Consider the following 26,872-nt stretch of genomic DNA (forward strand, 5'->3'; position numbering starts at 1 on the left):
GCAGGGTTCCGTCAGACGGCGGGCTGGTTTGCAAGCCCGATCAGCATATCCATCACCAGCGCGGAAGGGTCAAGGTTGACCGCCCGCCCGGCGCGGGCCCGCGCGGAAAGCTCGGCCTGGGCGCCGGCCCAAAGCCGGGCCGCGGCCGGGTCGGGGGCGATGCGGCCAAGCACCTCGGCCTCGCCTTCTGCCGCCTCGGGCAGGGGCGCGCCCAGCAGCCCGGTGCGCGCGGCGCGGGTCAGGAAACGGTCGAGCAGGGTGACGACCAGATCGAAGGGATCGCCCTCGGCGCCCGCGCGCCCGGCGGCGAGCTCGGCCAGGGCGGCGGCGGCGCGGCGATCCATTCGCGGATGATCGGCGAAAAGGCCGGTGATGCGCTGATAGACCGCCAGCCCGTCCTGGCCGGCCAGCCGCAGCGCCTCGCCGATCGAGCCGCCGGACAGCGCGGAGAGCCGCGCCGCATCGTGATCGAGCCCCAGATCCTGCAGCACCCGGGCCATGTCTGCGGGATCCAGCGGATGCAGCCGCAATTCGCGGCAGCGCGAGCGGATGGTCGGCAACAGCCGGGCAGGCTGGTGCGCGACCAGCAGGATCGTGGCCTCGTGGGGCGGCTCCTCCAGCAGTTTCAGCAGCGCATTGGCGGCGGCCTGGTTCATCTCGTCGGCGGCGTCGATGATGGCGATGCGGCGCCCGCCCTCGGCGGCGCTCATGTGGAAGAACCCCTGAAGGCGGCGGATCTCGTCCACGGTGATCTCGGCCCGCAGGCGCAGGGTCTTTTCATCGACCGGGCGCCGGACCAGGTGCAGCCGCGGCTCGGAAAGCGCGCGGATGCGGCGCACCGCCGGATCGTCGGACGAGGCGGTCAGGTCGGGCGACGCGGCCCCGCTCAGCAGCCATTTCGCGATGCCCCAGGCCAGCGTGGCCTTGCCGGTGCCGCGCGGGCCCGAGATCAGCCAGGCGTGGTGCAGCCGGTGCGCCCGGGCGGCGGCGAGGAAATCCGCCACCGCCGCGTCCTGGCCGACGACCCGCGCCGCCTCGCGCGGGTGCGGCGCGCCGGGCACGCGGTCGGGCTCGGGAAGCGGCTCGTCGGTCATGCCGGGCCCTCGACGGACAGGGCGGCAAGCACGCGGGCGGCGACCTCATCCTCGCTGCCGCTGCCATCGATCACATGAATGCGCCCGGGGGCCTCGGCGGCGAGCGCCAGGAACCCCTCGCGCAGCCGGCGCTGGAAGGCGAGGCCCAGCGTCTCGAACCGATCCTCGATGCCGCCGCGCGCCTGGCCGCGGGCGAGGGCGACCTCCGGGTCGATGTCGATGATGAAGGTCCGGTCCGGCTCGATGCCGATGGTCAGGCGGTGCAGCTCCTCGACCAGATGGCGCAGGTCGGCCCGGGCAAGGCCCTGATAGACGCGGCTGGAATCGGCGAAGCGGTCGGTGACGATCCAGGCGCCGCGCGCCAGGGCCGGTCGTATCAGCCGCTCGACATGGTCGCGGCGGGCGGCCGTGAACAGCAGCAGTTCCGTTTCGGGGGACCAGCGTTCGCCCCGGCCCTCGACCAGCAGGCGGCGGATTTCCTCGGCGCCCTCGCTGCCGCCGGGTTCGCGGGTCAGCAGCGTCTCGGTGCCGCGCGCGTTCAGCACCTGCGCCAACCGCCGCGCCTGGGTGGATTTGCCCGATCCGTCGATGCCCTCGAAACTGATGAACATGCGCTGGAATCGGCCTCAGTTGCGCACCGACTGGATCGCGCGCTCGCCCAGGCGGAAGGCCGCGCTTTGCATGCGGCCGAAGACGCCGCTGCGGGCCACATCGGTGGCGGCAAGCAGCGGCAGGCGGGACTGGCCCGCGCCGGGAATGTCCACGATCAGTTCGCCGAGCTGGTCGCCCTTGGTGATCGGCGCCTCGATCGGGCCCCGGAAAACCGCCTCGGCCTTGACGCCGGAGCGCGAGCCGGCGGGGATCAGCACCCGGACGCCGTCCCTGGTGGTCAGGCCGACGCGGCTCTTTTCGCCCAGCCAGACCGGGGCCTGGGTCACGATCTCGTCCTTGGGAATAATGGTGCGCATGGTGAACTGGCGATAGGCCCAGTTCACGATCCGCTCGGATTCCTCGGCCCGGGCCTTTTCGCTGGGCAGGCCGGTGATCACGAAGACGATGCGCCGGTCGCCCTGCACGGCAGAGCCGACGAGCCCGTAGCCCGCCTCCTGCGTGTGGCCGGTCTTGAGTCCGTCGGCCTTCCAGTCGCCCGTGCCCAGGCGCAGCAGCGGATTGCGGTTGTTCGCATTCGAGGGCACCCGGCCCTTGTAGTTGTATTCCGTGAGCGCGAAGTTCTTGTAAAGCTCGGGAAACTCGGTGATCAGCCGGGTGGCGAGCAGGCCGAGGTCGTGCATCGACATCCGGTGCTGCGGATCCGGCCAGCCCGAGGAATTGGTGAAATGCGAATCCATCATGCCAAGCTGGCGTGCGCGTTCGTTCATCAGCCGCGCAAAGGCCTCTTCGGTGCCGGCCAGCCCCTCGGCCACGACGACGCAGGCGTCGTTGCCCGAGTTGATGATGATGCCGTGGATCAGGTCTTCGACCGTGGGGCGGTCGGCGGGCTCGACGAACATCTTCGAGCCGCCCATCTGCCAGGCCTTGGTCGAGACGGGAAAGGTCGTGTCCATCGCCACCCGGCCTTCATGCAGCGCCTCGAACAGCATGTTCAGCGTCATCAGCTTGGACATCGAGGCCGGCGGCAGCGGCTCGTCGGCATTCTTCTCCATCAGCACGGTGCCGGTCGCCACGTCGTAGACCCAGGCCGCCCGGGCATTGGTGTCGAAGGCCTGCGCCGGCAGCGCCAGGACCATGAGCAGGGCGAAGATGCGGAACGTCAGAGCGCGCATGGATTGTCCTTGACCTGTCGCGTTTGCGCCATGGTTAGCGCAGCGGGCCCGAACCCGCAACGCCGCAGGGCCGCCTGTGCCGGGCAAGTGAACCGCCGGCGCGGGCCTAGTAGCTGCGGATCAGCCCGACGAGGCGGCCCTGGATGCGCACCTTGTCCTCGGGCAGCACCCGGGTCTCGTAGGCGGGGTTCGCCGCCTCGAGCGCGATCATGCCGCCCTTGCGGCGATAGCGTTTCAGCGTCGCCTCGGATCCTTCGACCAGGGCGACGACGATGTCGCCGTTCTCGGCCGTGTCCTGTTCGCGGATCACCACAACGTCGCCGTCGTTGATCCCCGCCTCGATCATCGAATCGCCGCGCACCTCCAGCGCGTAATGCCGATCTTGGCCGGAGAGCATCGAGCCCGGCACGGCGATGTGATGCGAGACCTCGGAGATCGCCTCGATCGGGACGCCGGCGGCGATGCGGCCCATCACAGGCAGTTCCACGGCGGAAACGGCAATCTCCATCGCGCCGCGCGGCAGCGGCGCCGGGCGGTCGGGCGCGTCCCCGTCGATCACCCGCGGCTGGAAGCCGGGGCCCTTGCTGAGGCTGTCGGGCAGGCGGACGATTTCCAGCGCCCGGGCGCGATGCGGCAGGCGGCGGATGAATCCGCGTTCCTCAAGGGCGGTCACGAGGCGATGAATTCCCGATTTCGAGCGCAGGTCCAGCGCGAGTTTCATTTCGTCGAACGAGGGCGGCACCCCGTCGCGAGCCATCCGCGCCTGAATGAATTCAAGAAGCTGGATCTGTTTCTTCGTCAGCATGTTCTGCCCCCGATCTGCTGCGGCCGCCATCATGTTCATTGAATGTTCTAGCGCGGCCAATCCCTTGCGTCAATCTTTATGGCGATTCGGGTAAACTTCGGGTTAACCGGCTAGAGCGGCAGGTAGCCCATGCGCTCGCCCGCCTTGCGGGCCGGGTCGCCGGCGGGGCGGATCAGCAGGGCATCGGCCTCGGCCAGCAGCCACAGCCGGGCGGAATCCTGGTCGGGGAAGGGTTCGATGCCGGGCAGGCCGTCGCCGGGCGAGAGCCGGGCGCGCAGGTAATGCTGGCGGTCGCCCTCGGGCGGCAGGTCGCGGGTCAGCACGGCCTGCAGGGGGTCGGGCCCGGGCGGCAGGCCCTGCATGGCGCGGATCAGCGGCTGCATGAAGAGTTTCGCGCAAACCACGGCAGAGACCGGATTTCCCGGCAGACCCAGCATGGCCGCATCGCCCATGCGCCCGGCCATCAGCGGCTTGCCGGGGCGCATGGCCAGCTTGTAGAAGCTGCGCTCCATCCCGAGATCGGCCGAGACCTTGGCGATCAGGTCGTGATCGCCGACCGAGGCGCCGCCGATGGTCACGATCAGGTCGCAGCCCTCGGCCTCGGCGAAACGGTCGCGCAGGCTTTCCTCGGTGTCGCGGGCCAGCGGCAGGACCATGGGCTCGGCCCCGGCCTCGCGCGCCAGCGCGGCGATGGCAATGTCGTTCGAGCTGATGATCTGGCCCGGCGCCGGGTCCGAGCCGGGGCGCACCAGTTCGTCGCCGCCGGCCAGCACGGCGACGCGCGGCCGGCGCGCGACCGTCAGCCGCGGCACGTTCATCGCCGCGAGCAGCGCCAGATCGGCAGGGCGCAGCGGCCGGGCGGGCTGAAAGGCGGAACCTTCCGAGAAATCATTGCCCTGGCGGCGGATGTTCAGGTTGGGCCCGACCTCGGTGACGGTGATGCGGTCGCCGTCGCGGGTGACGATCTCCTGCATGACCACACGGTCGTAACCGGCGGGAACCGGCGCTCCGGTGAAGATGCGGATGGCGCTGCCGGGGGGCGTCTCGCCCGCATAGGGCACGCCCGCCGCCGCCGTGCCGATCACCGCCAGCGGCCCGGGCAGATCCGCCGAGCGCAGCGCATAGCCATCCATGGCCGAGGCGTCGAAGGGCGGTTGCGTCAGCCGGGCGATACCCGGCGCGATCATGGCGCGGCCGAGCGCCTGTTCCAGCGCCACCTGTTCGGGCTCGGGCGGCCGGGCAAGGGCCAGGACGCGGGCGCGGGCTTCTTCGACGCTGATCATTCTTCCCCCTCAGGGCGCGCGGAAGTCGCCCGATTTGCCGCCGGTCTTGGAGAGCAGGCGGATGCCTTCGATGCGCATGTCCTTCTGCGCGGCCTTGAGCATGTCATAGACGGTCAGGCAGGCGGTCGAGACGGCGGTCAGCGCCTCCATCTCGACGCCGGTCTTGCCGGCCGTTCGGACGGTGGCGGTGACGCGGATGCCGGGCAGAGCCGGATCGGCCGCCAGATCGACCGAGACCTTGGTGATCGGCAGCGGATGGCAAAGCGGGATCAGGTCGGCGGTGCGCTTGGCGCCCATGATGCCGGCCAGCCGCGCCACGCCCATCACGTCGCCCTTGGCCGCGCCGTCCTGCGCCAGCGCCAGCGTCTCGGGCGCCATGATGACCAGGCCCTCGGCCACCGCCTCGCGCGCGGTCTCGGGCTTTTCGGAGACATCGACCATATGCGCCTGGCCTTGGGCGTCGAAATGCGTCAGGCTCATGCCGCGAGGCCCAGGATCTGCCGGGTGGCGCCGGTCACGTCGGCCTGCCGCATCAGGCTTTCGCCGATCAGGAAGCGCCGGACCCCGGCCTCGGCCATGCGGTCCAGTTCGGCGGGGGTGAACAGCCCGCTTTCGCAGACTAGGTCGCGGCCGGTCGGCACATGCGGCGCCAGTTCCAGCGTCACGTCCAGGCTGACCTCGAAAGTCTTGAGGTTGCGGTTGTTCACGCCGATCAGCGGCGATTTCAGACGCAGCGCACGGTCCAGTTCCTCGCGGTCGTGGACCTCGACCAGCGCGTCCATACCCCAATGGATGGCCGCGTCCTCGAGTTCGGCGGCCAGCGTGTCGTCGACCGAGGCCATGATGATCAGGATGCAATCGGCACCCCAGGCGCGGGCCTCGGCCACCTGATAGGTGTCATAGAGGAAATCCTTGCGCAGCGCCGGCAGGCCGCAGGCATCGCGCGCGGCGGTCAGGAATTCGGGCGCGCCTTGGAAACTGGGGGCGTCGGTCAGCACCGAAAGGCAAGCGGCCCCCCCGGCTTCATAGGCGCGGGCCAGCGCCGGCGGGTCGAAATCCGGGCGGATCAGACCCTTGGAGGGGCTGGCCTTCTTGATCTCGGCGATCAGCGCATGGCCGGTCGCGGCCTTCGCGGCCAGCGCGCGGGCAAAGCCGCGCGGGGCCGAGGCGGCGCGGGCGGCAGCCTCGACGCCCGACAGCGGCCGGGCGGCCTTGGCGGCGGCGATTTCTTCCAGCTTGTAGGCCTTGATGCGGTCGAGAATGTCCATGACGTCGGTTTACCCCGCGGCGGCGGTTTCGGAAAGGGCCCAGTCGATCACAGGCTCGCCCCGCGCCCGCAGCCAGTCGTTCACCCGGCTGAACGGGCGCGAGCCGAAGAAGCCGCGCCGCGCTGAAAGCGGCGAGGGATGCGCGCTTTCGATCACCAGGTCCTGCGGGCGCGGCAGTCCGGCCAGCGCCTTCTGCGCATGGGCACCCCAGAGGATGAAGGCCAGCGGGCGCTGCCGCTGCGCGCGGGTGACGGCCTGACGCGCCAGCTTCTCCCAGCCCCATTTCGCATGGGCCCCGGCCTGTCCGGGCAGCACCGAAAGCGAGGTGTTGAGCAGCAGCACCCCCTGCCGCGCCCAATGGCTCAGGTCGCCGTTCGGGGGCGCGGCGCCGATATCCTCGCGCAGCTCGGCATAGATGTTCTTCAGCGAGCGCGGCAGCGCGGTTTCCGGCGTGACCGAAAAGGCCAGCCCGTTGGCATGGCCGGGCGTCGGATAGGGGTCCTGGCCCAGGATCACCACCCGCACCTGCTCGGGCGGGGTCAGCTCCAGCGCGGCGAAGACGCGGGCGGGGCCGGGCAGCCAGTCGCGCTGCGGCAGCCGGGCGGCGATGGTCGGCCAATCCTGCTGAAAGAATGGCAGATCGGCCCAGGCGCGAGGGACGGCGGCGGGTTCAGTCATGAGCTTCCGGCGCGCCGACCTCGGCCGCCAGCGCGGCCAGCTTGGCCTTGGCCTTGCCGCTGTCGATGGCGTCGCGGGCGATCTCGGCGCCCTCGCGCAGGTCGCCGGCCTTACCCGCGATCAGCAGCGCCGCGGCGGCGTTCAGCACCACCGCGTCGCGATAGGCGCCCGGCGCGCCGTCCAGCAGCGCCCGCAGCGCCGCGGCGTTCTGCGCCGGATCGCCGCCCAGGATCGCCTCGAACGGATGCACCGGCAGGCCGGCATCCTCGGGCGATATCTGGAACTCGGTGATCTCGCCGTCCTTCAGCTGCGCCACCCAGGTCGGCTCGGCGATCGAGATCTCGTCGGTGCCGTCGCCGCCATGCACCAGCCAGGCGGCCTCGCTGCCCAGCTCGCGCAGCGTCTCGGCCATCGGCCGGTTCCAGACCCGGTCGAAGGTGCCGGTCAGCTGCCGCCGCACCCCGCCGGGATTGGTCATCGGCCCCAGCAGGTTGAAGATCGTCCGCGTGCCCAGTTCCGCCCGCGCCGGGCCGACATGGCGCATGGCGGGATGATGCACCGGCGCCATCATGAAGCAGATGCCGGTGGCGGCCAGCGCCCGCTCGGCGATCTCGGGGGTGGACATGACGTTCAGCCCCAGATGGGTCAGCGCATCGGCCGAGCCCGATTTCGAGGACAGGTTGCGGTTGCCATGCTTGGCGACCGGCACGCCGGCGCCCGCGACCACGAAGGCCGTGGCGGTCGAGATGTTCAGCGTGCCCTTGCCGTCGCCGCCGGTGCCGACGATGTCCATGGCGCCCGCGGGGGCCTTGATGCGGTTCATCCGTGCGCGCATGGCGCGGGTGGCGGCGGCCATCTCCTCGACCGTCTCGCCGCGCACGCGCATCGCCATCAGCAGCCCGCCGATCTGGGCGGGGGTGGCCGCGCCCTCGAACAAGGCGCCGAAGGCCGCCTCGGCCTCGGTGCCGGTCAGCGGCCGGCTGGCGGCCAGGCCGATCAGCGGCCGGATGTCGGTGACGGCGGCGCTCATGCCGCAGCGCCCAGGTTCTGGCAGCGGCGCAGGAAGTTGCGGATCATGTCGTGGCCGTATTCCGAGGCGATGCTTTCGGGGTGGAACTGCACGCCCTCGACCGGCAGGGTCTTGTGCACCAGCCCCATGATGGTGCCGTCGGCGGCGGTGGCGGTGACGCGCAGGCAGTCGGGCAGGCTTTCCGGCTCGACCGTCAGCGAGTGATAGCGCGTCGCGGTCAGGGGCGAGGGCAGGCCGGCGAAGACCCCGGTGCCGTCATGGCTGATCGCGTCGGTCTTGCCATGCACGATGCGCGAGGCGCGCACCACCTTGCCGCCGAAGGCCTCGCCGATGGCCTGATGGCCCAGGCAGACGCCGAACAGCGGCACGCCCCTTTCCGCCGCCGCCTTGATCAGCGGCACGATGATGCCGGCATGGGCCGGATCGCAGGGCCCGGGCGAGATGACGATGCCCTGTGCGCCCATCTCCAGCGCCTCCTCGACGGAAAGCACGTCGTTGCGGCGCACGACCACATCCGCCCCGGCCTCGCCCATGTAATGCACGAGGTTCCAGGTGAAGCTGTCGTAATTGTCGATGAGCAGGATCATGGCGGGGCCTTGCATTGGGGGGTGAACCCCGGAAAATCTGCGGCTATAGATGGGCTAAAGCCTTGCGGTGGGTCAAGCCCGCGGGCAAGAAAAACCGGCGTGAAAGCCAAGGGCGGGACGGTCGAGGCATGGCAAGAGGGTTCGCGACGGGTCTGGTTCATGGCGTGCTGGTCTGCGGCGCCGCGTTGGCCGCGCTGTCGCTGGCCCTGCCGCAGCCGCCGCGCCCGGCCCCGCTGCCCGCCGCCGGCGAAAGCGGGGAGAGGGAGCCGACCGCCGAGGCCGTCGAGGCGCCGGCAATCCCGGCGCCGGAGCCGTCGAAACCGCCCGCCGATCCGGCCTCTGTCGAGCCGCCTGCCGAGGCAGCCGCAACCGAGGGGTCGGAACCCGTTCGACCGGGAACGCCCGGCGAGGCAGCGGCCGGGCCGGGCGCCGCCACCTCGCTCTCGGTGCCGGCCGAATCCGAATTTGCCCGCAGCACCGACATGCAGCCGCAGCGCCCCGCGCCGCTGGCCGGCGAGCCGCCGGCGCGGCCCGCCGCCCCCGCCGTCCCGCAGCCCGCCGGCGAGGCGGCGCCGACCCGTGCCGATGCCGCCGACAGCCGGCCCGAAACCCCGGCCCAAGCCCCCAGCGCCCCCGAGATGACGCCGCCCGAGGCCGGCCCCGCCGATCTGCCCGACCCGGCGGCCGAGGCGCCGATCCCGGTGCCGCCGCCCGGCAAGGTGGTGGTGCCCAGCCTCGACCGGGCGCCCGAGCGGGCGCTGCCCGCCGCTGCCCCGACGGCCGCAGGCACGCCGGAACCGCCGGCCGCGGCTGCCCCGGCCGAGCCGGGCCCGGAGGAGGAAGCCGCCGCCCCGCCGTCTGCCGCGGGCTCGGGCTTCGACCTGTCCACGCCGCCGGATTTCGGCGGATTGCGCCTTACCGACTGAGACCCTGCCCATGCTGCCGCTCAATCCCGCCCTTGCCGCCACCTTCCGCCCGCCGGTGATGGAGGCCCGCCGCTGGCTGCAAGGGCTGGCTTTCCCGCCCGAGCGGCCGCTGATCAACCTCAGCCAGGCCGCGCCGGTCGAACCGCCGCCGGAAGCCCTGCGCCGCGCCATGGCCGAGGCGGCGCTGGAGCGGCCCGACGCGCATCTCTACGGCCCGGTGCTGGGCCGTCCCGAACTGCGCGAGGCGGTGGCCCGCGACTGGAGCCGCGCCTATGCCGGCCCCATCCGCCCCGAAGAGGTCGCGATCACCCAGGGCTGCAACCAGGCGTTCTGCGCCGCCATCCAGACGCTGGCCCGGGCGGGGGACGAGGTGATCCTGCCCACGCCCTGGTATTTCAATCACAAGATGTGGCTGGACATGCAGGGCATCCGGGCCGTGCCGCTGCGCTGTGGCCCGGGCATGCTGCCCGACGCCGAGGCGGCTGCCCGGCTGATCTCGGACCGCTCGCGCGCCATCGTGCTGGTCAGCCCCAACAATCCCTCGGGCGCGGAATATCCGGCCGGACTGCTGCGCGGCTTCTTCGATCTGGCGCGGTCGCGCGGGCTGGCGCTGGTCCTGGACGAGACCTATCGCGATTTCGACGCGCGCGAGGACGCGCCGCACGACCTGTTCGCCGATCCCGACTGGGGCGACACGCTGATCCATCTCTACAGCTTCTCGAAAGCCTATCGGCTGACCGGGCATCGCGTCGGGGCGCTGATCGCCAGCCCGGCCCGCATGGCCGAGGTCGAGAAGTTCCTCGACACCGTCGCCATCTGCGCCGGCCAGCTGGGCCAGATCGGCGCTGCCTGGGGCATGGCGAACCTGAGGGGCTGGCTGGCCGGCGAGCGGGCCGAGATCCTGGCCCGCCGCAACGCCATGGCCCAGGGCATGGCGGCGCTGCCGGGCTGGCGCGTCAAGGGCTGCGGCGCCTATTTCGCCTGGGTCGAGCATCCCTTCGACATGCCCGCGCCGGAGCTGGCGCAACGCCTGCTGCGCGAGGCCGGGGTGCTGCTGCTGCCCGGCACCATGTTCATGCCCGCCGACGATCCCGAGGCCGCGTGCCACCTGCGCATCGCCTTCGCCAATGCCGACCGGGACGGCATCGCGGCGCTGATGCGGCGGCTGGATGCCTTCCGGCCCTGATGGCGCCGACCGGATTGTGAAGGGCGCGAGGAGGCGGCGCGGCGTCGCGGCACTTGCCGCCGGGCCCTTGGCATCCTAAAGACTTGCGCTGACTGACAAGAACAAGTGGCGGGGCACGGCGACAAGATGCGGGGCAAGGGCAAATCGACCATCGTCTGGTTGCTGATGGGCATGCTGGTTCTGGGGCTGGGCGGCTTCGGCGTCACCAATTTCTCGGGCGGCTCGGCCGATATCGGCTCGGTCGGCGATGTCGGGATTTCGTCGCAGGACTATGCCCGCACCCTGCGCGCCGAGATGCAGGACTTCTCGGCCCGCACCGGCCGGCAGATCAGCGCCGCCGAGGCCAAGGCCATCGGCGTCGATCAGGCGGCGCTGGCGCGGCTTTACACCGCCGCCGCGCTTGAGGCCGAGGCGAACCGGGTGGGCGTCTCGGTCGGCGACAAGGCGGTGGCCGAGCAGATCACCGGCATGTCCGCCTTTCGGGGCATGAACGGCCAGTTCGACCGCAACATCTATGCCGACGCGCTGCGCCGCGAGGGGATGCGCGAGGCCGAGTTCGAACACGACCTGCGCATGGACTTGGCCCGGCTGATCCTGCAGCGCGCGGCGCTGGCCGGGGTCGAGGCGCCGCAGCCGGTGGTGGCGCTGACCCAGGGCTGGCTGCTGGAGACCCGCGACATCCACTGGCGCGAGCTGACCGCCGAGGACCTGCCCGCCCCGGTCGCCGCACCCGACGAGGCGACGCTGCAGGCCTGGCACAAGGCCAATGCCGACCGCTTCACCGCGCCCGAGATCCGCAAGATCACCTATGTCTGGCTGACCCCCGAGATGCTGGAGGACGAGGTCGAGGTCGATGAGCAGGCGCTGCGCGATCTCTATCAGGACCGCATCGACGAGTTCCAGCAACCCGAGCGCCGCATGGTCGAGCGGCTGGTCTTTCCCACCGTCGCCGCCGCCGAAGAGGCGAAGGCCCGCATCGACCGCGGCGAGGTCACCTTCGAGCAGCTGGCCGCCGAGCGCGGCCTGACGCTGGCCGATATCGATCTGGGCGAGGTCAGCCAGGCGGAGCTGGGCGCCGCCGGCGAGGCGGTCTTTGCGCTGGACCAGCCCGGCGTCGCCGGCCCGGCCAGCTCGGAACTGGGGCCGGCGCTGTTCTCGATGAACGCGATCCTGGAGCCGCTGGACATCCCCTTCGAGCAGGCCCGCGACGACCTGCGGCTGGAGGCGGCGGTCGATCGCGCCCGCCGCCAGATCGAGGAACGCTCGGGCGAGTTCGCCGACCTGCTGGCCGGCGGCGCGACGCTGGAGGACATGGCCCGCGACACGCCGATGCGGCTGGGCCAGATCGACTGGAGCGCGGGCGCCGAGGCCGATCCCGACGGCATCGACGCCTATCCCGAATTCCGCCAGCGCGCGGCGCAGCTGACCGAGAAGGACTTTCCCGAGCTGTTCGAAACCGAGGATGGCGGCGTGTTCGCCCTGCGGCTGGACGAGCTCGTGCCGCCGGCGCTGATCCCCTTCGAGGAGGTGCGGGACCGGGTGGCCGAGGACTGGACCCGCAACGAGACGCATCGCCAGCTGCTGGCGCTGGCCGAGGAGCGCCGCGTCGAGGCCGAGGCGGCCGCCGAGCCCGGCATCGGGCCGGCCCCGGCGGCGGCGACCGCGCCGGTCGCCCAGGCCCTTGGCGCCGCGGCGCCCGTCAGCGGCGACGCCGAGGCCGCGGCCGCGGACAAGCCCGCCCCCGCACCCGGCACGCCGGCGCCGAACCTGTCCCGCGGCGGCTTCATCAACGGCGTGCCGCAGGACGTGGTGGCCCAGGCATTCGAGATCGCCGAGGAAGGCGCGACCGAGGTGGTCGATGCCGAGAACCGGGTCTTTCTGGTGACGCTGGACAAGATCCATCCCGCCGCGACCGACGGCGAGGAGGGCGCGCAGATCCGCGCCGGCATCTCGGCCCGGCTGGCGGATTCGCTGCGCCAGGACGTCTTCGACTATTTCGCCCGCGCGCTTCAGGCCCAGGGCGGCGTCACCCTGAACCAGACTGCCGTGGATGCGGTGAACGCGCAGGTCCAGTGATGGAGATCGCCCCCGATTTCGCCGCATTCGAACGCGGCTGGGCCCAGGGCCGCAACCAGTTGCTGACCATCCGGCTGGCGGCAGACCTCGATACGCCGGTCAGCCTGATGCTGAAGTTGGCCGAGGCGGCGCCGAATTCCTTCATGCTGGAAAGCGTCACCGGCGGCGAGGTGCGCGGCCGCTATTCCTTCGTCGGCATGAAGCCGGACCTGATCTGGGAATGCCGCGACGGCAAGGCGCGCATCAACCGCAACGCCCGCTATTCGGACGAGTTCGCGGCCGACGACCGCCCGGCGCTGGACAGCCTGCGCGCCCTGATCGCGGAAAGCCGCATCGACATGCCGGAGGGCGTGCCGGCCGGCGCGGCGGGGCTTTTCGGCTATCTGGGTTATGACATGATCCGGCTGGTCGAGCGGCTGCCCGACGTGAACCCCGACCCCCTTGGCCTGCCCGATGCGATGATGATGCGCCCCTCGGTCGTCGCGGTGCTGGACGGCGTCAAGGGCGAGGTGGCTCTTTGCGCCCCCGCCTGGCATGACGCGGCCACGCCGGCCCGCGCCGCCTATGCCCAGGCGGCCGAGCGGCTGATGGAGGCGCTGCGCTCGCTCGACCGCCAGCCCAGCGAGCCGCGCGCGCTTGGCCACGACCTGAAGATCGGCGAATTGCGCAGCAATTTCAGCAAGGAAGCCTATCTCGCGGCGGTGGAAAAGGCCAAGGACTACATCCGCGCCGGCGACATCTTCCAGGTGGTGCCCTCGCAACGCTGGGCGATGGATTTCCCGCTGCCGCCCTTCGCGCTCTACCGCAGCTTGCGGCGCACCAATCCCTCGCCCTTCATGTTCTTCCTGAACTTCGGCGGTTTCCAGATCGTCGGCGCTTCGCCCGAGATCCTGGTGCGGCTGCGCGAGGGCCAGGTCACCGTCCGCCCCATCGCCGGCACCCGCCCGCGCGGCGCGACCCCGGCCGAGGACGACGCGCTGGAGGCCGACCTGCTGGCCGATCAGAAGGAGCTGGCCGAGCACCTGATGCTTCTGGACCTGGGCCGCAACGATGTCGGTCGGGTGGCGAAGATGGGCACCGTCACGCCGACCGAGCAATTCATCGTCGAGCGCTACAGCCACGTCATGCACATCGTCTCGAACGTCGTGGGCGAGCTGCGCGAGGGCGAGGATGCGCTTTCGGCGTTGCTGGCGGGGATGCCGGCCGGCACCGTCTCGGGCGCGCCCAAGGTCCGGGCGATGGAGATCATCGACGAGCTCGAGCCCGAGAAGCGCGGCGTCTATGCCGGCGGCGTCGGCTATTTCGCCGCCAATGGCGAGATGGACATGTGCATCGCGCTGCGCACCGGGGTGATCAAGGACGGCCAGCTTTACATCCAGGCCGGCGGCGGGGTGGTCTATGACAGCGACCCCGAGGCCGAATTCATGGAGACGGTGAACAAGAGCCGCGCCCTGCGCCGCGCGGCGGAAGAGGCGGCGCGCTTCGTGCGCGGGAACGGCTAGGGGCGGGACCGGTGGCTCCGTCGATCCGGCCGATCCTGCGCCCGTGGGGCCTGTTCCGGGCAGTCGGTGAAGGCGCCCTTGCCGCCGGCGCGACCTTCCGCCGGTCCGCGACGGCCGCTCTTTGCCTTGCCCTGGCGCAGCCTGCCGCAGCCGCCGACCTGATCGGCTTCTGGGACAGTCCGCAGCCCGGGGCGAACGGCTTCAACGCCGCGCCGCAGGACCAGGCCTATTTCCGCGCTCTGGCCGGAACCGGGGCGACCTGGGTGCGGCTGTCCTTCAGCAAGTGGAAGGGCAAGGGCCGGGACTTCCTGATCGGCGATGCCGACCGCTATGCCGGCCTTGTCCCCGAGGATCTCGCCACCCTGCGCCGGGTGCTGGACGATGCCCATGCGGCGGGGCTGAAGGTGGTGGTCGTGCCGCTGAGCCTGCCGGGTGGTCGCTGGTCGCAGCAGAACGGCGGCGCATACGACGACCGCATCTGGTCCGAGGCCGGTTATCAGGACCAAGCCGTCCGGTTCTGGGCCGATCTGGCGGCGGCATTGCGGGACCATCCGGCGGTCGCCGGCTACAACATCCTGAATGAGCCGGCGCCGGAAAAGCACGGCGGCCCGGCCGAGAACGGCACGGAGCAGGCGCTGCGGTCCTGGCAGGCCGAACAGTCGGGCGGCCTGCGCGATCTGCCCGGCTTCTACGTCCGTACCATCGCGGCGATCCGTGCTGCCGATCCGGTGACGCCCATCATGGTCGATGGCGGCTGGTTCGCCAATCCGCGCTCGCTGGCGGCCTGGCCGGCGCCGCTGGCGGACGGCAGGGTGCTTTACGCCTTCCACATGTATGAACCCTATGCCGCGACCAGCGCCCCGAACCTGCAGCGCGACGCGCCGCTGCGCTATCCCGGCGCGGTGACGGCCTATGCCGGGGGCGAGCGGGCCTGGGACCGCGCCGCCGTCGCCGCCCATATTGGCGCGGCCTTCGACTGGGCCGAGGCGCAGGGCCTGCCGCCCACCCGCATCGTCGCCGCCGAATTCGGCTGCATGCGGTGCTGGCCCGACTGCGGCGCCTATCTGACCGACGTCCTTGACGCCGTCGAGGCGCGCGGCGGCCATTGGGCCTTCTATTCCTTCCGCGAGGACGAATGGGAAGGGATGGATTACGAGCTTCCCGCCAGCCTTCCGCCCGGCCGGTTCTACTGGCTGACCGAAGAGGGGCGGGCGGATGAGCTGCCGCGCGACGGCGCGCTCATGGAGCTGCTGCGGGACCGGATGCGGCGGCCATAGGGCGGCCGCCCGCCCTGTCCATGAGCGATGCCGCACGCCGGTCCCGCCGGAAAACCCGGCAATCGGTGGCCAAGCGGGCGCTGGGGGCCCGGGCGGATGTGCAGGACGCGACGCGCGCAGCCGTTGCGTGCCGCTTAGTCCTCGCCGCGATAGGGCTGGACGTATTGCAGCGCCATGTCCCAGGGAAAGAAGATCCAGGTATCCTGACTGACCTCGGTGACATAGGTCTGCACCATCGGCCGGCCCTTGGGCTTGGCATAGACGGTGGCGAAATGCGCCTTGGGATACATCGTCCGCACATGTTCCAGCGTGCGGCCGGAATCGACCAGGTCGTCAATCACCAGGATGCCGTCGCCGTCCAGCATCACCGCCGGGTCGGGGGCCTTCAGCACCTTGACCTCGCCGCGCTCCTGCCCGCCCTTGCCGTGATAGGATTTCACCGAGATCGTGTCGATGACGCGAATGTCCAGTTCGCGCGCGACGATCATCGCCGGCGCCAGCCCGCCCCGGGTGATGGCCAGGATCGCCCGCCATTCTCGGTCCTCCAGCCGCCAGGCAAGGGCGCGGGAATCGCGGTGGATCTGGTCCCAGCTGATGTGGAATCCGCGTTCATGGGGCAGGCGATCGTTCATGCTGGCTCCTTAATGGTTGACGATCAACAGCAGCCCCAGCAGCGCCATGGCAATGCTGGCGGCCCGGTCGATCCAGAACTTGGCGGCAAAATAGCGCGCGCGCATGATGGCTGTCGACATCAGAACCGCCACCAGCGCATACCAGAAAAGCTCGGTCGCAAGGCAGAGGCCGTAGATCAAGCCTTGGCGCGCCGGGCCCATCGGCGCGGGAAAGACCGACAGGATCAGTGCGGCATAGAACAGCGCCGGCTTGGGATTCGAGAGATTGAGCGCGATGCCGCCCCAGTAGCCCCTGGAGGCGCCGCCCGCCGCCTGCGGCAGCGGCCGGGTCGAGGCGCGCCACAGCGCCCAGGCGAACCACAGCAGATAGAAGCCGCCGAAGATCTTCAGCGCCGTGAACAGCGCCGGATGCAGCCGGAACAGCACCGCCAGCCCGGCCAGCGCGAAGAGGCACCAGAGCGAGGCCCCGGTGGCCAGCCCCAGCGCATAGGGCAGGGCGCGGGCGCGGCCATGGGCAAAGGCGGTCTGCACCGTGGCGATGATCGCCGGGCCGGGCGTCAGGATCGCCAGCGACAGCGCCGAGACAAGCGCGATGACTTGCTCGACGCTCATCGCCGGGGATCAGTCCTTCTTCGTGGTGGCGATGTCGGGGGCGTCGACGGCCTTCATGCCGACGATGTGATAGCCCGAATCGACGTGATGCGTCTCGCCGGTCACGCCCGAGCCCAGGTCCGACAGCAGATACAGCGCCGACTTGCCGACCTCCTCCTGGCTGACGTTGCGGCGCAGGGGCGAGTTCAGCTCGTTCCATTTCAGGATATAGCGGAAGTCGCCGATACCGCTGGCGGCCAGCGTCTTGATCGGCCCGGCCGAGATGGCGTTGACGCGGATGCCGTCCTTGCCGAAATCCTCGGCCAGGTAGCGCACCGAGGCCTCGAGCGCCGCCTTGGCCACGCCCATGACATTGTAATGCGGCATGACGCGCTCGGCCCCGTAATAGGTCAGGGTCAGCATCGAGCCGCCCGGCCGCATCATCGCGGCGGCGCGGCGCGCCACGGCCGTGAAGGAATAGACCGAAATATCCATGGTCATCAGGAAGTTGTCGCGCGTGGTATCGGCATAGCGGCCGCGCAGCTGCTCCTTGTCGGAAAAGCCGATGGCGTGGACGATGAAGTCCATGCTGTCCCAGCGCCCGCGCAGCGTCTCGAACAGCGCGTCGATCGAGGCCTCGTCCGAGACGTCGCATTCCGCGAGGAAGTCGGAGCCGACCTGTGCCGCCAGCGGCTCGACCCGGCGCTTGAGCGCCTCGCCCTGATAGGAAAAGGCAAGTTCGGCGCCCTGGTCGGCCAGCGCCTTCGCGATGCCCCAGGCGATGGACTTGTCATTCGCCAGGCCCATGATGAGGCCGCGGCGACCCTTCATCAGCCCCGTACCGCCTTCACTTGACATGATGCTGCCCCTCGCGCTTCTTCGGTTTTCAGCAGGATTAGGACAACTGCAGGGAGGCATCAAGTGTCGGTGAGCAGGCAGCCATGAGCGACCGCAGCGGAATTTTCGCGGGCGACGACCCTTTTGCCATCGCGCGCAGCTGGCTCGCCGAGGCGGAACGGACCGAGCCGAACGACGCCAGCGCCATGGCGCTGGCCACCGTGGACGCGGCGGGCCTGCCCGACGTGCGCATGGTGCTGCTGAAAGAGATCGAGGGCGCTGGCACCGAGGGCGCCTTCGTCTTCTACACCAATTTCGAAAGCGCCAAGGGCGTCGAGATCGAGGCCACAGGCGTCGCCGCATTCGTCATGCACTGGAAATCGCTGCGCCGGCAGATCCGCGTGCGCGGCCATGTCAGCCGCGTCGAGCCCGAACTGGCCGATGCCTATTATGCCTCGCGGCCGCTGCAGTCGCGCATCGGCGCCTGGGCGTCGCGGCAAAGCCGGCCCCTGGCCAGCCGCGCCGCGCTGATGGCCGAGGTGGCGCGGCTGGGAATCAATCTGGGGTTGAATCCGCCGCGACCGCCCCATTGGGGGGGCTACCGAATCCGCCCGGTGCAGATCGAGTTCTGGGCCGATGGCGCCTTCCGGCTGCACGACCGCTTTCGCTGGACGAGAAGCGATTATCAAGGCGAAAACAGCGGATTGCCGCCAGATGGGCGGCAGTTTACGCAAAGTTTCTGGCAAGTGTGCCGTCTTAGCCCTTGATGCGGGTCCGCGATTTATCCATGGTATGGAAAACCTGACCAATCCGGCTCTACCTTCGTTCAGTTGGGGATCGAAGGACGCGGAACCGGAGTTCGGGTTGTTTCTGGTTTTCTAACGGGTGACAGGACGACATGGAAGAAAACGACGAGCAACAGCGCAAGATTGCGGGCGTCGTGAAATGGTTCGATGGCAGCAAGGGCTTCGGTTTCCTGACCGATCCCGAGGGGGGCGCCGACATTCTTCTGCATGCCAATGTGCTGAGGAATTTCGGACAGAGTTCGGTTGCCGAGGGCTCTCATGTCGTGGCGATGGTGCAGAAGACGCCGCGCGGCATGCAGGCGGTCGAGGTGCTGGAGATCACGCCGCCGGCCAGCGAGCCGATGCCCGCCATCGCCGACCTGTGTTCGGCCACCCCCGAGGAGGTGGCGCAGCTGCCGCTGCTGCCGGCGCGGGTGAAATGGTTCGACAAGGCCAAGGGCTTCGGCTTTGCCAACATCTTCGCAGAGAAGGCCGATGTCTTCCTGCATATCGAGGTGCTGCGCCATTCGGGCTTTTCCGACCTGGCCGTGGGCGAGGCCATCGCGCTGCGGGTGGTCGACGGGCGGCGGGGGATGATGGCCGCGCAAATCCTTTCCTGGGAGAGAGCCGCGATCGAGGCGCGGCAGTTGCAACCGGGGGGAGCGGCCGCGCTCGCTAAATTGCGGCTGGTCGCGGGCGCGGTATGAAGTTGCGGGCCGTAACGGTTGTTCTAGCTCTTCTTATCACAAATCATTCTTCGGCCCTTGCGGCCACCTGCCACCCCGACCGGGCACTGTTCCTGGGTCGGGGCAAGCCGGTCGAGGTGCCGGTCGAGATCGCCGACAGCGGCGAGAAACGCGCGCGCGGGCTGATGTTCCGCCGCGACCTGCCGCCGGGGCAGGGCATGCTGTTCATCTACGAATCGCCGCAGCCGGTCAGCTTCTGGATGCGCAACACGCTGATCGCGCTCGACATGATCTTCATCGACGCGCGCGGCGAGGTGCGCCATGTCCACCCGATGGCGCGGCCGCTGGACGAGACGGCGATTCCCGGCGCCGCGCCGGACGATCCCGCGCCCGAGCGGCTGATGGTGCTGGAGGTGCCGGGGGGCGATGCGGCGCGGCTGGGGATCCATCCCGGCATGGTGCTGTCCCATCCCCGCCTGCCGCAGGACGCGGCCTTGGCGCCCTGCGACTGAGACCCGCCGCAGGGCGTGGTCAGTTTTCCCTTTCCCCCCGCGCGGCCAGCCGCTAGATAGCCCCAGGTCCGGGGCGTAGCGCAGCCTGGTAGCGCGACGGTTTTGGGTACCGTAGGCCGGAGGTTCGAATCCTCTCGCCCCGACCACTCTCATGCAGATTCGGGAACGGGCCGCTTGCCGGCCGGTCTCCGGCGCGGGTTTCGCGGCGCCGCTCGGGCGATCCGGGGGCGCTGTGCCGGCCCGGCCTGCCGAAAAAGCCAGCGTGACTTTCCTGCATCACCGCCGCTTCATGACTGGATGGGCGCCCAGCTGTTTTCCGGGCGTCACGTTCGTCTGATCGAAGGTGTTTTGATGAGTAAGTGAGGTTCTCATGAACGCTTGGTGGAGCGCGTCCGTCTGCATCAACCGGACACTTGGGGGACAGCAATCCGAGCCGCTTTGCTCGCGCGTCTATCGGCAGCCGCCATCCTTCTGGCGCAGCGCCTTCATGGCGCTGATGGACCGCGTCTTTGCCGAAAGGGCGCATTGCGAGAGCATTCATAGCCGCTGGCGCGACCGCCGCGGCGCCTAGCGCCGGCCGGACAGGGTCCGTTCCAGCTCCTCCAGCGCGGCGATGGTGGCGTCGTAGCTGTCTCCGGCCTTGGGGAAACGCGCCCTGCGGCTGCGATAGAAGGCCAGCCATTTCGGCAATTCGTCCAGCGGATAGGTGGCGGACCAGATCTTGCCGGTCAGGGTAAAGGTGGATTCGTCATGCGTCGCTTTCATGCCCGCCTTTTGCGGTCCGGCGGCGGCCGTATCAAGATCCCGTCCGCCCCGGCGCATGGGCCGGCAAAATAATGCATGCGAAAGCCCCGGAAACACCTGCCGCCCCTTGTTCTTTCCCCGGCCCGCCCATAGAACGCGCCCCGGAAACTGCTGGGGGGCAAGGAATGCCGCTTCTGGTGATGAAATTCGGCGGCACCTCGGTGGCCGACCTGGACCGCATCAAGAATGCCGCGCTGAAGGTTCAGCGCGAAGTCGAGCGCGGCTATGACGTCATCGTCATCGTCAGCGCCATGTCGGGCAAGACCAACGAACTGGTGGGCTGGGTCGAGGCGACCTCGCCGCTGTTCGACGCGCGCGAATACGACGCCGTCGTCGCCTCGGGCGAGAACGTCACCGCCGGGCTGATGGCGCTGACCCTGCAGGAGCTGGGCGTGCCCGCCCGCAGCTGGCAGGGCTGGCAGGTGCCGATCAACACCACCTCGCAGCATTCCTCGGCGCGCTTCGTGTCGATCCCGCGCGACAATATCGACCAGAAATTCGCCGAGGGCATGCGGGTGGCCGTGGTCGCGGGCTTCCAGGGGCTCGGCTCGGACAACCGCATCACCACGCTGGGCCGCGGCGGTTCGGACACCACCGCCGTGGCCTTCGCCGCCGCCTTCGAGGCCGAACGCTGCGACATCTATACCGATGTGGACGGGGTCTATACCACCGACCCCCGTATCACTTCCAAGGCACGCAAGCTTGACAAGATCGCCTTCGAGGAAATGCTGGAACTGGCCAGCCTGGGCGCCAAGGTGCTCCAGACCCGCTCGGTCGAGCTGGCGATGCGTTACAAGGTCCGGCTGCGGGTGCTCAGCTCGTTCGAGGATACGGATGAGACCAGCGGCACCCTGGTCTGCGATGAGGATGAAATCATGGAATCGAAAGTCGTCAGCGGCGTCGCCTATTCCCGTGAAGAGGCCAAGATCACCCTGGTCACCGTCGAGGACCGGCCCGGCATCTCGGCGGCGATCTTCGCGCCGCTCGCCGATGCCGGCGTCAACGTGGACATGATCGTCCAGAACATCTCGGAACGCGATTACGAGGACCATCCCGGCGCGGTGACCGACATGACCTTCTCTTGCCCGGTGAACCAGGTCGCCCGCGCCAAGAAGGCGATGGAGGAGGCCAAGGCCGCCGGCACCATCGCCTATGACGAGCTGGTCGTGGATACCGAGGTCGCCAAGGTCTCGGTGGTGGGCATCGGCATGCGCAGCCATGCCGGCGTCGCCGCGCGCATGTTCAAGGCGCTGGCCGACGAAAACATCAACATCAAGGTGATCTCCACCAGCGAGATCAAGATTTCGGTGCTGATCGACCGCAAATATATGGAACTGGCGGTTCAGGCGCTGCATGATGCCTTCGAGCTTGAACGGGCCTGATCCCCGGCCCTCAGCCTGAAGCGGGAGGATCATGCCCGAACGCAAGGACAGTGACTCGCGCAAGCTGCTGCGGCGGCTGCGCGAAACCTTGGCCGCCCCCGGTGGCGGCCAGGACCGCCTGGATCAGATCACCCATCACATCGCCGATTCGATGGGGACCGAGGTCTGCTCGATCTATCTTTTCCGCGACCCCGACACGCTGGAGCTTTGCGCGACCGAGGGGCTGAAGCCCGAATCGGTGCACCAGACCCGGCTGCGGCTGGGAGAGGGGCTGGTCGGCCGCGTCGCCCGCACCGGGCGGCACGTCAACACCGCCAACGCCCCGGCCGAGCCGGGCTTCCGCTACATGCCCGAGACCGGCGAGGAGATCTTTTCCAGCTTTCTCGGCGTGCCAATCCAGCGCGTCGGCGAAAAGCTGGGCGTGCTGGTGGTGCAATCCCGCGACGCCCGGCAGTTCAGCGAGGACGAGGTCTACGGCCTCGAAGTGGTCGCCATGGTGCTGGCCGAGATGGCCGAGCTGGGCGCCTTTCTCGGCTCGCAGGCCGACAGTCTGCCCTTGCAGCACCGCTTTCCGGTCATGTTCCGCGGCGGCACCGGCCAGGAGGGCTGCGCCGAGGGCCGCGTCTGGCTGCACGAGCCGCGGGTGGTGGTCACCAATCCGGTCGCCGACGATCCGCTGAAGGAAAAGGCCCGGCTGACCGAGGCCGTGGCCATGCTGCGCACCACGGTCGATTCCATGCTGGCCGCCACCGACATGGGTTCGGGCGATTCGGCCGAGGTCATGGAGACCTATCGCATGTTCGCCCATTCCCGCAGCTGGCTGCGCCGCATGGAAGAGGCGATCGAGCTGGGCCTGTCCGCCGAGGCGGCGGTCGAGAAAGAGCAGAGCCAGGCCCGCGCCCGGCTGGAAAGCGCCGCCGATCCCTATCTGCGCGACCGGCTGCACGACCTCGACGATCTGTCGAACCGGCTGCTGCGCATCCTGACCGGGCAGGGCCGCGATACCGGCGCCGAGATGCCCGAGGACCCGATTCTGGTTGCCCGCAACATCGGCCCGGCCGAGCTGCTGGACTATGGCCGCAGGCTGAAGGGGGTGGTCCTGGAAGAGGGCTCGGTCGGCAGCCATGCCGCCATCGTCGCCCGGGCGCTGGCGATCCCGCTGGTGATCCATGCCGAGCGCGTCACCTCCGAGGCGCTGAACGGCGATCTGATCCTGGTCGACGGCGACATGGGCATGGTGCATCTGCGTCCCGAGGAAAGCGTCGCCAAGGCCTTCCGCGACAAGATGGCCATGCAGGCCGAGGCGCAGAAGCGTTACGCGGGGTTGCGCGACCTGCCCGCCACCGCGAAATGCGGCGCCACGATCCAGCTTTACATGAATGCCGGGCTGATGGCCGACCTGCCTAGCCTGGAAAGCTCGGGCGCCGAGGGGGTGGGGCTGTTCCGCACCGAGCTGCAGTTTCTGACCCGCACCCGCGTGCCGCGCCGGGGCGAGCTGGCGGCGCTTTACGCCCATGTGCTGGACAATGCCCATGGCAAGCCGGTGATGTTCCGCACGCTGGATATCGGCTCGGACAAGGTGCTGCCCTACATGAAGCCGCAGGACGAGCCCAACCCGGCCATGGGCTGGCGGGCGATCCGCGTCGGCCTTGACAAGCGCGGCGTGCTGCGGATGCAGCTGCAGGCGCTGATCCGCGCCGCTGTGGGCCGCCCGCTGCATGTCATGTTCCCCTTCATCACCGAGATGCAGGAGTTCGAGGAGGCGCACAAGCTGCTGATGGAGCAGCTGGCGCGCGAGCAGCGGCTGGGCCACGCCATGCCCTCGGACATCCGCGTCGGCGCCATGCTGGAAACCCCGTCGCTGGCCTTCGCGCCGAAGAAGTTCTTCGAGATGTGCGATTTCATCTCGGTGGGCGGCAATGACCTGAAGCAGTTCTTCTTTGCCGCCGACCGCGAGAACGAGCGGGTGCGCCGGCGCTACGACACGCTGAACACCTCGTTCATCACGCTCTTGGACCAGATCGTGCAGCGCTGCGACGAGGCGCGGGTGCCGGTGTCTTTCTGCGGCGAGGATGCCGGCCGGCCGATCGAGGCGGTGACGCTTGCGGCGCTCGGCTTCCGGCGGCTGTCGATGCGTCCGGCCTCGATCGGGCCGGTCAAGCACCTGATCCGGCGGGTGGACCTGAGCGAGCTGAAGCGGGTCATCGACGACGCCCGGACCCTGGGCGAGACGAATCTGCGGCGCTGCATCACCGAATGGCTCGCGCGGCAGTGACGGGCTGACGGCCTGCCCCTGGCGGCACGCCGGGGCGGTCCGGCGGCCGGGCTTCGCGCAGGCATTGATTTTTACCCGGACCCGAAGCTGGCGAAGGGGTTTTGGCGAGGAAACCCTCAAGGGGCGCCTATCAATGTAGCTGCTTCGAACATGCACATGATTGATTTCGATGCTGCTGCACGCGCCTACTGCGACAGCATCGGCGCGCTCTATCTCCGCTATTCCATTCTGGTTCTCTGCGATCCGGCGCACGCGACAGCGGCTGCGATCATGGACTTCATCACAGCGGAGAAGATGGAGGTTTCTCGCCACAGGACCGAGAGGACGGAGTTCACGGGTACAGGCGCGCGTGTGGCAGGAAAGCCGCGCAATGCCCTGCTTTGCGCTTCACGAAGCGGGCCCTCGGGCCGACCGTGGGCGCGCTTCTGCTCTTCATCGCCGGACAGTCCAGAACCTGGTCATGCGGACCGCGTTCGCCATCGCTAAGCTGGCGCTCGTCGCGCTGCTTTTTGGGGCGGTCAAATATGACCATTGCCCCCTAAAAGCCGTTGGATGCGCGTGTCATTGGTGCGGGACAAGCCGGCCTCGCGACCGCCCGGCATCCGCAGCGCGCGGGCCGGAACTTCCTCATTCTGGAAGCTGACCGATAAGCCGGCGACCGTCTCTGACCGTTCCCAGGAACGGTCCCGCGTATCCGTTTGGCCCCCGGATGACGGTTCAGGCCGGTCTGTAAAATATTTACATATCGCATATCCATCCTGTCAATTTATTTACAAAATTCCCTTTATATATAAACACTTAACAGAATGGAGATGTTCCGCTTAACATGGCGTCGGAGCTCTCTTGCGCCGGCCCGGGCAAATGATGCCGCAGCCGCAGGAGAGGGGGAATGATGCGATCGCTGTGAGGGGGAGCCATGTCCATTGAATCGCTTGAGAAACATCCTGTTCCGTCTGGCTTTGCTGCTGCGCATGCGGGGCCTGGGGATTATGCGCGGCTCTATGCCGAATCGCTCTCGGATCCCGAGGGGTTCTGGGGGCGCGAGGGGCTGCGGCTCGACTGGATCGAGCCCTATTCCAGGGTGAAGGACACGGATTTCACCATGGGCCGGGTCTCGATCAAATGGTTCGAGGACGGGGTGCTGAACGCCTCGGTGAACTGCGTCGACCGCCACCTGCCCGAGCGGGCGAACCAGACCGCGATCATCTTCGAGCCGGACGACCCGGCCCGGCCGGCGCGCCACATCACCTATGCCGAGCTGTCCGACAAGGTGAACCGCTTCGCCAACGTGCTCTTGTCGCAGGGGGTGATGCGCGGCGACCGGGTGGTGATCTACCTGCCGATGATCCCCGAGGCGGCCTATGCCATGCTGGCCTGCGCGCGCATCGGCGCCATCCATTCCATCGTCTTCGCCGGCTTCTCGCCCGACGCGCTGGCCAACCGCATCAACGACAGCGGCGCCAAGCTGGTGATCACCGCCGACACCGCGCCGCGCGGCGGCCGCAAGACGGCGCTGAAGTCGAACACCGACGCGGCGCTTCTGCATTGCTCGGACCGGGTGCGCTGCCTGGTGGTCAAGCATACCGGCGACCAGACCACCTGGATCGAGGGGCGCGACGTGGACGTGCTGAAGCTGATGGAGGAGGTCAGCCCCGACTGCCCGCCGCGGCCGATGGGGGCCGAGGATCCGCTGTTCATCCTTTACACCTCGGGCTCGACCGGCAAGCCCAAGGGGGTGGTGCATTCCACCGGCGGCTACCTGCTGTTCGCGGCGATCACGCATCGATACGTCTTCGACTATCGCGACGGCGACGTGTTCTGGTGCACGGCGGACGTGGGCTGGGTGACCGGGCACAGCTACATCGTCTACGGCCCGCTGGCCAACGGTGCCACGACGCTGATGTTCGAGGGGGTGCCGACCTGGCCCGATGCCGGCCGCTTCTGGGCGGTCTGCGAGAAGCACAAGGTCAACCAGTTCTACACCGCGCCGACCGCGATCCGGGCGCTGATGGGGCAGGGGCCGGAATGGGTCGAGAAATACGACCTGTCCAGCCTGCGGGTGCTGGGCACGGTGGGCGAGCCGATCAACCCCGAGGCCTGGGTCTGGTACGACCGGCATGTCGGCAAGGGGCGCTGCCCGATCGTGGACACCTGGTGGCAGACCGAGACGGGGGGCCACATGATCACCTCGCTGCCGGGCGCCATCGAGACCAAGCCGGGTTCGGCGACGCTGCCCTTCTTCGGGGTCCGGCCGGTGGTTCTGGATGCCGCGAGCGGGGCGGTGCAGGAGGGCGACCCGGCCGAGGGGGTGCTGTGCATCGCCGACAGCTGGCCTGGTCAGATGCGCACGGTCTGGGGCGACCACCAGCGTTTCATGGAGACCTATTTCCAGCAATATCCGGGCTATTACTTCACCGGCGACGGCTGCCGGCGGGACGAGGACGGCTATTACTGGATCACCGGGCGGGTGGACGACGTGATCAACGTCTCGGGCCACCGGATGGGCACGGCCGAGGTGGAATCGGCGCTGGTGGCGCATGAGAAGGTGGCCGAGGCGGCGGTTGTGGGCTATCCGCATCCGCTGAAGGGCCAGGGCATCTATGCCTATGTGACGCTGATGAACGGGGTGGAGCCCAGCGACGAGCTGCGCGCCGACCTGGAGAAATGGGTGCGCACCGAGATCGGGCCGATCGCCAAGCCGGACCTGATCCAATGGGCGCCGGGTCTTCCGAAGACGCGTTCGGGCAAGATCATGCGCCGCATCCTGCGCAAGATCGCCGAGGACGATTTCGCCGCCCTCGGCGACATCTCCACCCTCGCAGACCCCGCCGTCGTCGACGAACTCATCGAAAACAGAATGAACCGGCACTGA

General features: G+C 69.2%; 27 protein-coding genes and 1 tRNA gene. 14 read left to right on the forward strand and 14 right to left on the reverse strand.

What is annotated here, in order from left to right; genetic code table 11:
• Nucleotides 1–11: 11 nt before the first annotated feature.
• The 10 genes from L632_RS0117875 to L632_RS0117920 form a co-directional block, all read right to left on the reverse strand.
• Nucleotides 12–1,094 carry a DNA polymerase III subunit delta' gene (locus L632_RS0117875; RefSeq protein ID WP_028717300.1) on the reverse strand — a complete coding sequence of 361 codons (1,083 nt, stop codon included), beginning with the start codon at nucleotides 1,092–1,094 and terminating at the stop codon, nucleotides 12–14.
• The gene (gene tmk, locus L632_RS0117880) at nucleotides 1,091–1,705 is read right to left on the reverse strand and encodes a dTMP kinase (protein ID WP_028717301.1); all 615 of its coding nucleotides are present in this window, start codon (nucleotides 1,703–1,705) and stop codon (nucleotides 1,091–1,093) included. Before tmk ends, L632_RS0117875 begins: the two co-directional genes overlap by 4 nt.
• Before the next feature lie 15 nt (nucleotides 1,706–1,720).
• Nucleotides 1,721–2,878, reverse strand: a complete 1,158-nt coding sequence (locus tag L632_RS0117885) for a D-alanyl-D-alanine carboxypeptidase family protein (protein ID WP_028712038.1) — start codon at nucleotides 2,876–2,878, stop codon at nucleotides 1,721–1,723.
• Between the two features lie 106 nt (nucleotides 2,879–2,984).
• Entirely contained in the window at nucleotides 2,985–3,683 is a 699-nt protein-coding gene (gene lexA / locus L632_RS0117890; protein ID WP_028712039.1) for a transcriptional repressor LexA, read from the reverse strand.
• 110 nt (nucleotides 3,684–3,793) lie between these two features.
• Complete coding sequence (glp, locus tag L632_RS0117895) at nucleotides 3,794–4,966, reverse strand: gephyrin-like molybdotransferase Glp (RefSeq protein ID WP_028712040.1); 1,173 nt, start codon at nucleotides 4,964–4,966, stop codon at nucleotides 3,794–3,796.
• A gap of 9 nt (nucleotides 4,967–4,975) precedes the next feature.
• A complete protein-coding gene (moaC, locus tag L632_RS0117900) occupies nucleotides 4,976–5,446 on the reverse strand; it encodes a cyclic pyranopterin monophosphate synthase MoaC (protein ID WP_028712041.1) in 471 nt (156 codons plus the stop codon).
• Nucleotides 5,443–6,234, reverse strand: coding sequence for an indole-3-glycerol phosphate synthase TrpC (trpC, locus tag L632_RS0117905; protein WP_028717302.1), 792 nt, complete (start codon nucleotides 6,232–6,234; stop codon nucleotides 5,443–5,445). The genes moaC and trpC overlap by 4 nt, the downstream gene beginning before the upstream one ends.
• A 9-nt stretch (nucleotides 6,235–6,243) precedes the next feature.
• Nucleotides 6,244–6,912 (reverse strand): uracil-DNA glycosylase, encoded by a 669-nt coding sequence (locus L632_RS0117910; RefSeq protein ID WP_028712043.1) that lies wholly within the window; start codon nucleotides 6,910–6,912, stop codon nucleotides 6,244–6,246.
• A complete protein-coding gene (trpD, locus tag L632_RS0117915) occupies nucleotides 6,905–7,942 on the reverse strand; it encodes an anthranilate phosphoribosyltransferase (protein WP_028717303.1) in 1,038 nt (345 codons plus the stop codon). Before trpD ends, L632_RS0117910 begins: the two co-directional genes overlap by 8 nt.
• A complete protein-coding gene (locus L632_RS0117920; protein ID WP_028712045.1) occupies nucleotides 7,939–8,529 on the reverse strand; it encodes an aminodeoxychorismate/anthranilate synthase component II in 591 nt (196 codons plus the stop codon). Before L632_RS0117920 ends, trpD begins: the two co-directional genes overlap by 4 nt.
• A 128-nt stretch (nucleotides 8,530–8,657) precedes the next feature.
• Between L632_RS0117920 and L632_RS0117925 the strand changes: the two genes are divergently transcribed.
• The 5 genes from L632_RS0117925 (at nucleotide 8,658) to L632_RS23075 (ending at nucleotide 15,496) form a co-directional block, all read left to right on the forward strand.
• Nucleotides 8,658–9,455, forward strand: a complete 798-nt coding sequence (locus tag L632_RS0117925; RefSeq protein WP_028712046.1) for a hypothetical protein — start codon at nucleotides 8,658–8,660, stop codon at nucleotides 9,453–9,455.
• Between the two features lie 10 nt (nucleotides 9,456–9,465).
• On the forward strand, nucleotides 9,466–10,641 hold the full coding sequence (locus tag L632_RS0117930) for an aminotransferase (protein WP_028712047.1): 1,176 nt from the start codon (nucleotides 9,466–9,468) through the stop codon (nucleotides 10,639–10,641).
• Between the two features lie 126 nt (nucleotides 10,642–10,767).
• A complete protein-coding gene (locus L632_RS0117935; RefSeq protein WP_028712048.1) occupies nucleotides 10,768–12,717 on the forward strand; it encodes a peptidylprolyl isomerase in 1,950 nt (649 codons plus the stop codon).
• On the forward strand, nucleotides 12,717–14,219 hold the full coding sequence (gene trpE / locus L632_RS0117940) for an anthranilate synthase component I (protein ID WP_028712049.1): 1,503 nt from the start codon (nucleotides 12,717–12,719) through the stop codon (nucleotides 14,217–14,219). Before L632_RS0117935 ends, trpE begins: the two co-directional genes overlap by 1 nt.
• Before the next feature lie 11 nt (nucleotides 14,220–14,230).
• Nucleotides 14,231–15,496: a glycoside hydrolase family 5 protein gene (locus tag L632_RS23075; RefSeq protein ID WP_198021850.1), complete on the forward strand. Its 1,266-nt coding sequence runs from the start codon at nucleotides 14,231–14,233 to the stop codon at nucleotides 15,494–15,496.
• A gap of 134 nt (nucleotides 15,497–15,630) precedes the next feature.
• Here the strand turns inward: L632_RS23075 and gpt are convergent, their stop codons facing one another.
• The 3 genes from gpt to fabI are packed head-to-tail and all read right to left on the reverse strand — an operon-like array spanning nucleotide 15,631 to nucleotide 17,577.
• Nucleotides 15,631–16,128, reverse strand: a complete 498-nt coding sequence (gpt, locus tag L632_RS0117950; protein ID WP_028712050.1) for a xanthine phosphoribosyltransferase — start codon at nucleotides 16,126–16,128, stop codon at nucleotides 15,631–15,633.
• Nucleotides 16,129–16,137: 9 nt separating this feature from the next.
• Nucleotides 16,138–16,740 (reverse strand): LysE family translocator, encoded by a 603-nt coding sequence (locus L632_RS0117955; protein WP_028712051.1) that lies wholly within the window; start codon nucleotides 16,738–16,740, stop codon nucleotides 16,138–16,140.
• A 9-nt stretch (nucleotides 16,741–16,749) separates the two neighbouring features.
• A complete protein-coding gene (fabI, locus tag L632_RS0117960; protein WP_028712052.1) occupies nucleotides 16,750–17,577 on the reverse strand; it encodes an enoyl-ACP reductase FabI in 828 nt (275 codons plus the stop codon).
• Between the two features lie 83 nt (nucleotides 17,578–17,660).
• Between fabI and pdxH the strand changes: the two genes are divergently transcribed.
• The 5 genes from pdxH (at nucleotide 17,661) to L632_RS24460 (ending at nucleotide 20,110) form a co-directional block, all read left to right on the forward strand.
• Nucleotides 17,661–18,323 carry a pyridoxamine 5'-phosphate oxidase gene (pdxH, locus tag L632_RS0117965; RefSeq protein WP_028712053.1) on the forward strand — a complete coding sequence of 221 codons (663 nt, stop codon included), beginning with the start codon at nucleotides 17,661–17,663 and terminating at the stop codon, nucleotides 18,321–18,323.
• Between the two features lie 131 nt (nucleotides 18,324–18,454).
• Nucleotides 18,455–19,048 (forward strand): cold-shock protein, encoded by a 594-nt coding sequence (locus L632_RS0117970; RefSeq protein ID WP_028712054.1) that lies wholly within the window; start codon nucleotides 18,455–18,457, stop codon nucleotides 19,046–19,048.
• A gap of 116 nt (nucleotides 19,049–19,164) precedes the next feature.
• Nucleotides 19,165–19,539 carry a DUF192 domain-containing protein gene (locus L632_RS0117975; protein ID WP_232215662.1) on the forward strand — a complete coding sequence of 125 codons (375 nt, stop codon included), beginning with the start codon at nucleotides 19,165–19,167 and terminating at the stop codon, nucleotides 19,537–19,539.
• Nucleotides 19,540–19,608: 69 nt separating this feature from the next.
• Nucleotides 19,609–19,685, forward strand: a tRNA-Pro gene (locus L632_RS0117980).
• Nucleotides 19,686–19,909: 224 nt separating this feature from the next.
• The gene (locus L632_RS24460; protein WP_156933692.1) at nucleotides 19,910–20,110 is read left to right on the forward strand and encodes a hypothetical protein; all 201 of its coding nucleotides are present in this window, start codon (nucleotides 19,910–19,912) and stop codon (nucleotides 20,108–20,110) included.
• On the opposite strand, the gene L632_RS0117990 is transcribed toward L632_RS24460, so the two are convergent.
• A complete protein-coding gene (locus L632_RS0117990; RefSeq protein ID WP_028712057.1) occupies nucleotides 20,107–20,304 on the reverse strand; it encodes a hypothetical protein in 198 nt (65 codons plus the stop codon). The two genes, L632_RS24460 and L632_RS0117990, sit on opposite strands and share 4 nt — an antisense overlap.
• Before the next feature lie 164 nt (nucleotides 20,305–20,468).
• On the opposite strand from L632_RS0117990, the gene L632_RS0117995 reads away from it, so the two are divergent.
• The 4 genes from L632_RS0117995 to acs all read left to right on the forward strand — a co-directional run bounded on the left by L632_RS0117995 (nucleotide 20,469) and on the right by acs (nucleotide 26,872).
• Nucleotides 20,469–21,725 (forward strand): aspartate kinase, encoded by a 1,257-nt coding sequence (locus L632_RS0117995; RefSeq protein WP_028712058.1) that lies wholly within the window; start codon nucleotides 20,469–20,471, stop codon nucleotides 21,723–21,725.
• 31 nt (nucleotides 21,726–21,756) lie between these two features.
• Nucleotides 21,757–24,000 carry a phosphoenolpyruvate--protein phosphotransferase gene (gene ptsP / locus L632_RS0118000; RefSeq protein WP_028712059.1) on the forward strand — a complete coding sequence of 748 codons (2,244 nt, stop codon included), beginning with the start codon at nucleotides 21,757–21,759 and terminating at the stop codon, nucleotides 23,998–24,000.
• Between the two features lie 548 nt (nucleotides 24,001–24,548).
• Nucleotides 24,549–24,650: an NAD(P)-binding protein gene (locus L632_RS25205; RefSeq protein WP_198019313.1), complete on the forward strand. Its 102-nt coding sequence runs from the start codon at nucleotides 24,549–24,551 to the stop codon at nucleotides 24,648–24,650.
• 266 nt (nucleotides 24,651–24,916) lie between these two features.
• Complete coding sequence (gene acs, locus L632_RS0118005) at nucleotides 24,917–26,872, forward strand: acetate--CoA ligase (RefSeq protein ID WP_028717134.1); 1,956 nt, start codon at nucleotides 24,917–24,919, stop codon at nucleotides 26,870–26,872.

This window comes from Paracoccus sp. J39 (genome assembly GCF_000518925.1).
Lineage (GTDB): Bacteria > Pseudomonadota > Alphaproteobacteria > Rhodobacterales > Rhodobacteraceae > Paracoccus.

Coding starts and splice junctions, on each gene's coding strand:
- L632_RS0117875 (WP_028717300.1), bottom strand. CDS start 1,094: ATGACCGACGAGCCGCTTCCCGAGCCCGACCGCGTGCCCGGCGCGCCG.
- tmk (WP_028717301.1), bottom strand. CDS start 1,705: ATGTTCATCAGTTTCGAGGGCATCGACGGATCGGGCAAATCCACCCAG.
- L632_RS0117885 (WP_028712038.1), bottom strand. CDS start 2,878: ATGCGCGCTCTGACGTTCCGCATCTTCGCCCTGCTCATGGTCCTGGCG.
- lexA (WP_028712039.1), bottom strand. CDS start 3,683: ATGCTGACGAAGAAACAGATCCAGCTTCTTGAATTCATTCAGGCGCGG.
- glp (WP_028712040.1), bottom strand. CDS start 4,966: ATGATCAGCGTCGAAGAAGCCCGCGCCCGCGTCCTGGCCCTTGCCCGG.
- moaC (WP_028712041.1), bottom strand. CDS start 5,446: ATGAGCCTGACGCATTTCGACGCCCAAGGCCAGGCGCATATGGTCGAT.
- trpC (WP_028717302.1), bottom strand. CDS start 6,234: ATGGACATTCTCGACCGCATCAAGGCCTACAAGCTGGAAGAAATCGCC.
- L632_RS0117910 (WP_028712043.1), bottom strand. CDS start 6,912: ATGACTGAACCCGCCGCCGTCCCTCGCGCCTGGGCCGATCTGCCATTC.
- trpD (WP_028717303.1), bottom strand. CDS start 7,942: ATGAGCGCCGCCGTCACCGACATCCGGCCGCTGATCGGCCTGGCCGCC.
- L632_RS0117920 (WP_028712045.1), bottom strand. CDS start 8,529: ATGATCCTGCTCATCGACAATTACGACAGCTTCACCTGGAACCTCGTG.
- L632_RS0117925 (WP_028712046.1), top strand. CDS start 8,658: ATGGCAAGAGGGTTCGCGACGGGTCTGGTTCATGGCGTGCTGGTCTGC.
- L632_RS0117930 (WP_028712047.1), top strand. CDS start 9,466: ATGCTGCCGCTCAATCCCGCCCTTGCCGCCACCTTCCGCCCGCCGGTG.
- L632_RS0117935 (WP_028712048.1), top strand. CDS start 10,768: ATGCGGGGCAAGGGCAAATCGACCATCGTCTGGTTGCTGATGGGCATG.
- trpE (WP_028712049.1), top strand. CDS start 12,717: ATGGAGATCGCCCCCGATTTCGCCGCATTCGAACGCGGCTGGGCCCAG.
- gpt (WP_028712050.1), bottom strand. CDS start 16,128: ATGAACGATCGCCTGCCCCATGAACGCGGATTCCACATCAGCTGGGAC.
- L632_RS0117955 (WP_028712051.1), bottom strand. CDS start 16,740: ATGAGCGTCGAGCAAGTCATCGCGCTTGTCTCGGCGCTGTCGCTGGCG.
- fabI (WP_028712052.1), bottom strand. CDS start 17,577: ATGTCAAGTGAAGGCGGTACGGGGCTGATGAAGGGTCGCCGCGGCCTC.
- pdxH (WP_028712053.1), top strand. CDS start 17,661: ATGAGCGACCGCAGCGGAATTTTCGCGGGCGACGACCCTTTTGCCATC.
- L632_RS0117970 (WP_028712054.1), top strand. CDS start 18,455: ATGGAAGAAAACGACGAGCAACAGCGCAAGATTGCGGGCGTCGTGAAA.
- L632_RS24460 (WP_156933692.1), top strand. CDS start 19,910: ATGAACGCTTGGTGGAGCGCGTCCGTCTGCATCAACCGGACACTTGGG.
- L632_RS0117990 (WP_028712057.1), bottom strand. CDS start 20,304: ATGAAAGCGACGCATGACGAATCCACCTTTACCCTGACCGGCAAGATC.
- L632_RS0117995 (WP_028712058.1), top strand. CDS start 20,469: ATGCCGCTTCTGGTGATGAAATTCGGCGGCACCTCGGTGGCCGACCTG.
- ptsP (WP_028712059.1), top strand. CDS start 21,757: ATGCCCGAACGCAAGGACAGTGACTCGCGCAAGCTGCTGCGGCGGCTG.
- acs (WP_028717134.1), top strand. CDS start 24,917: ATGTCCATTGAATCGCTTGAGAAACATCCTGTTCCGTCTGGCTTTGCT.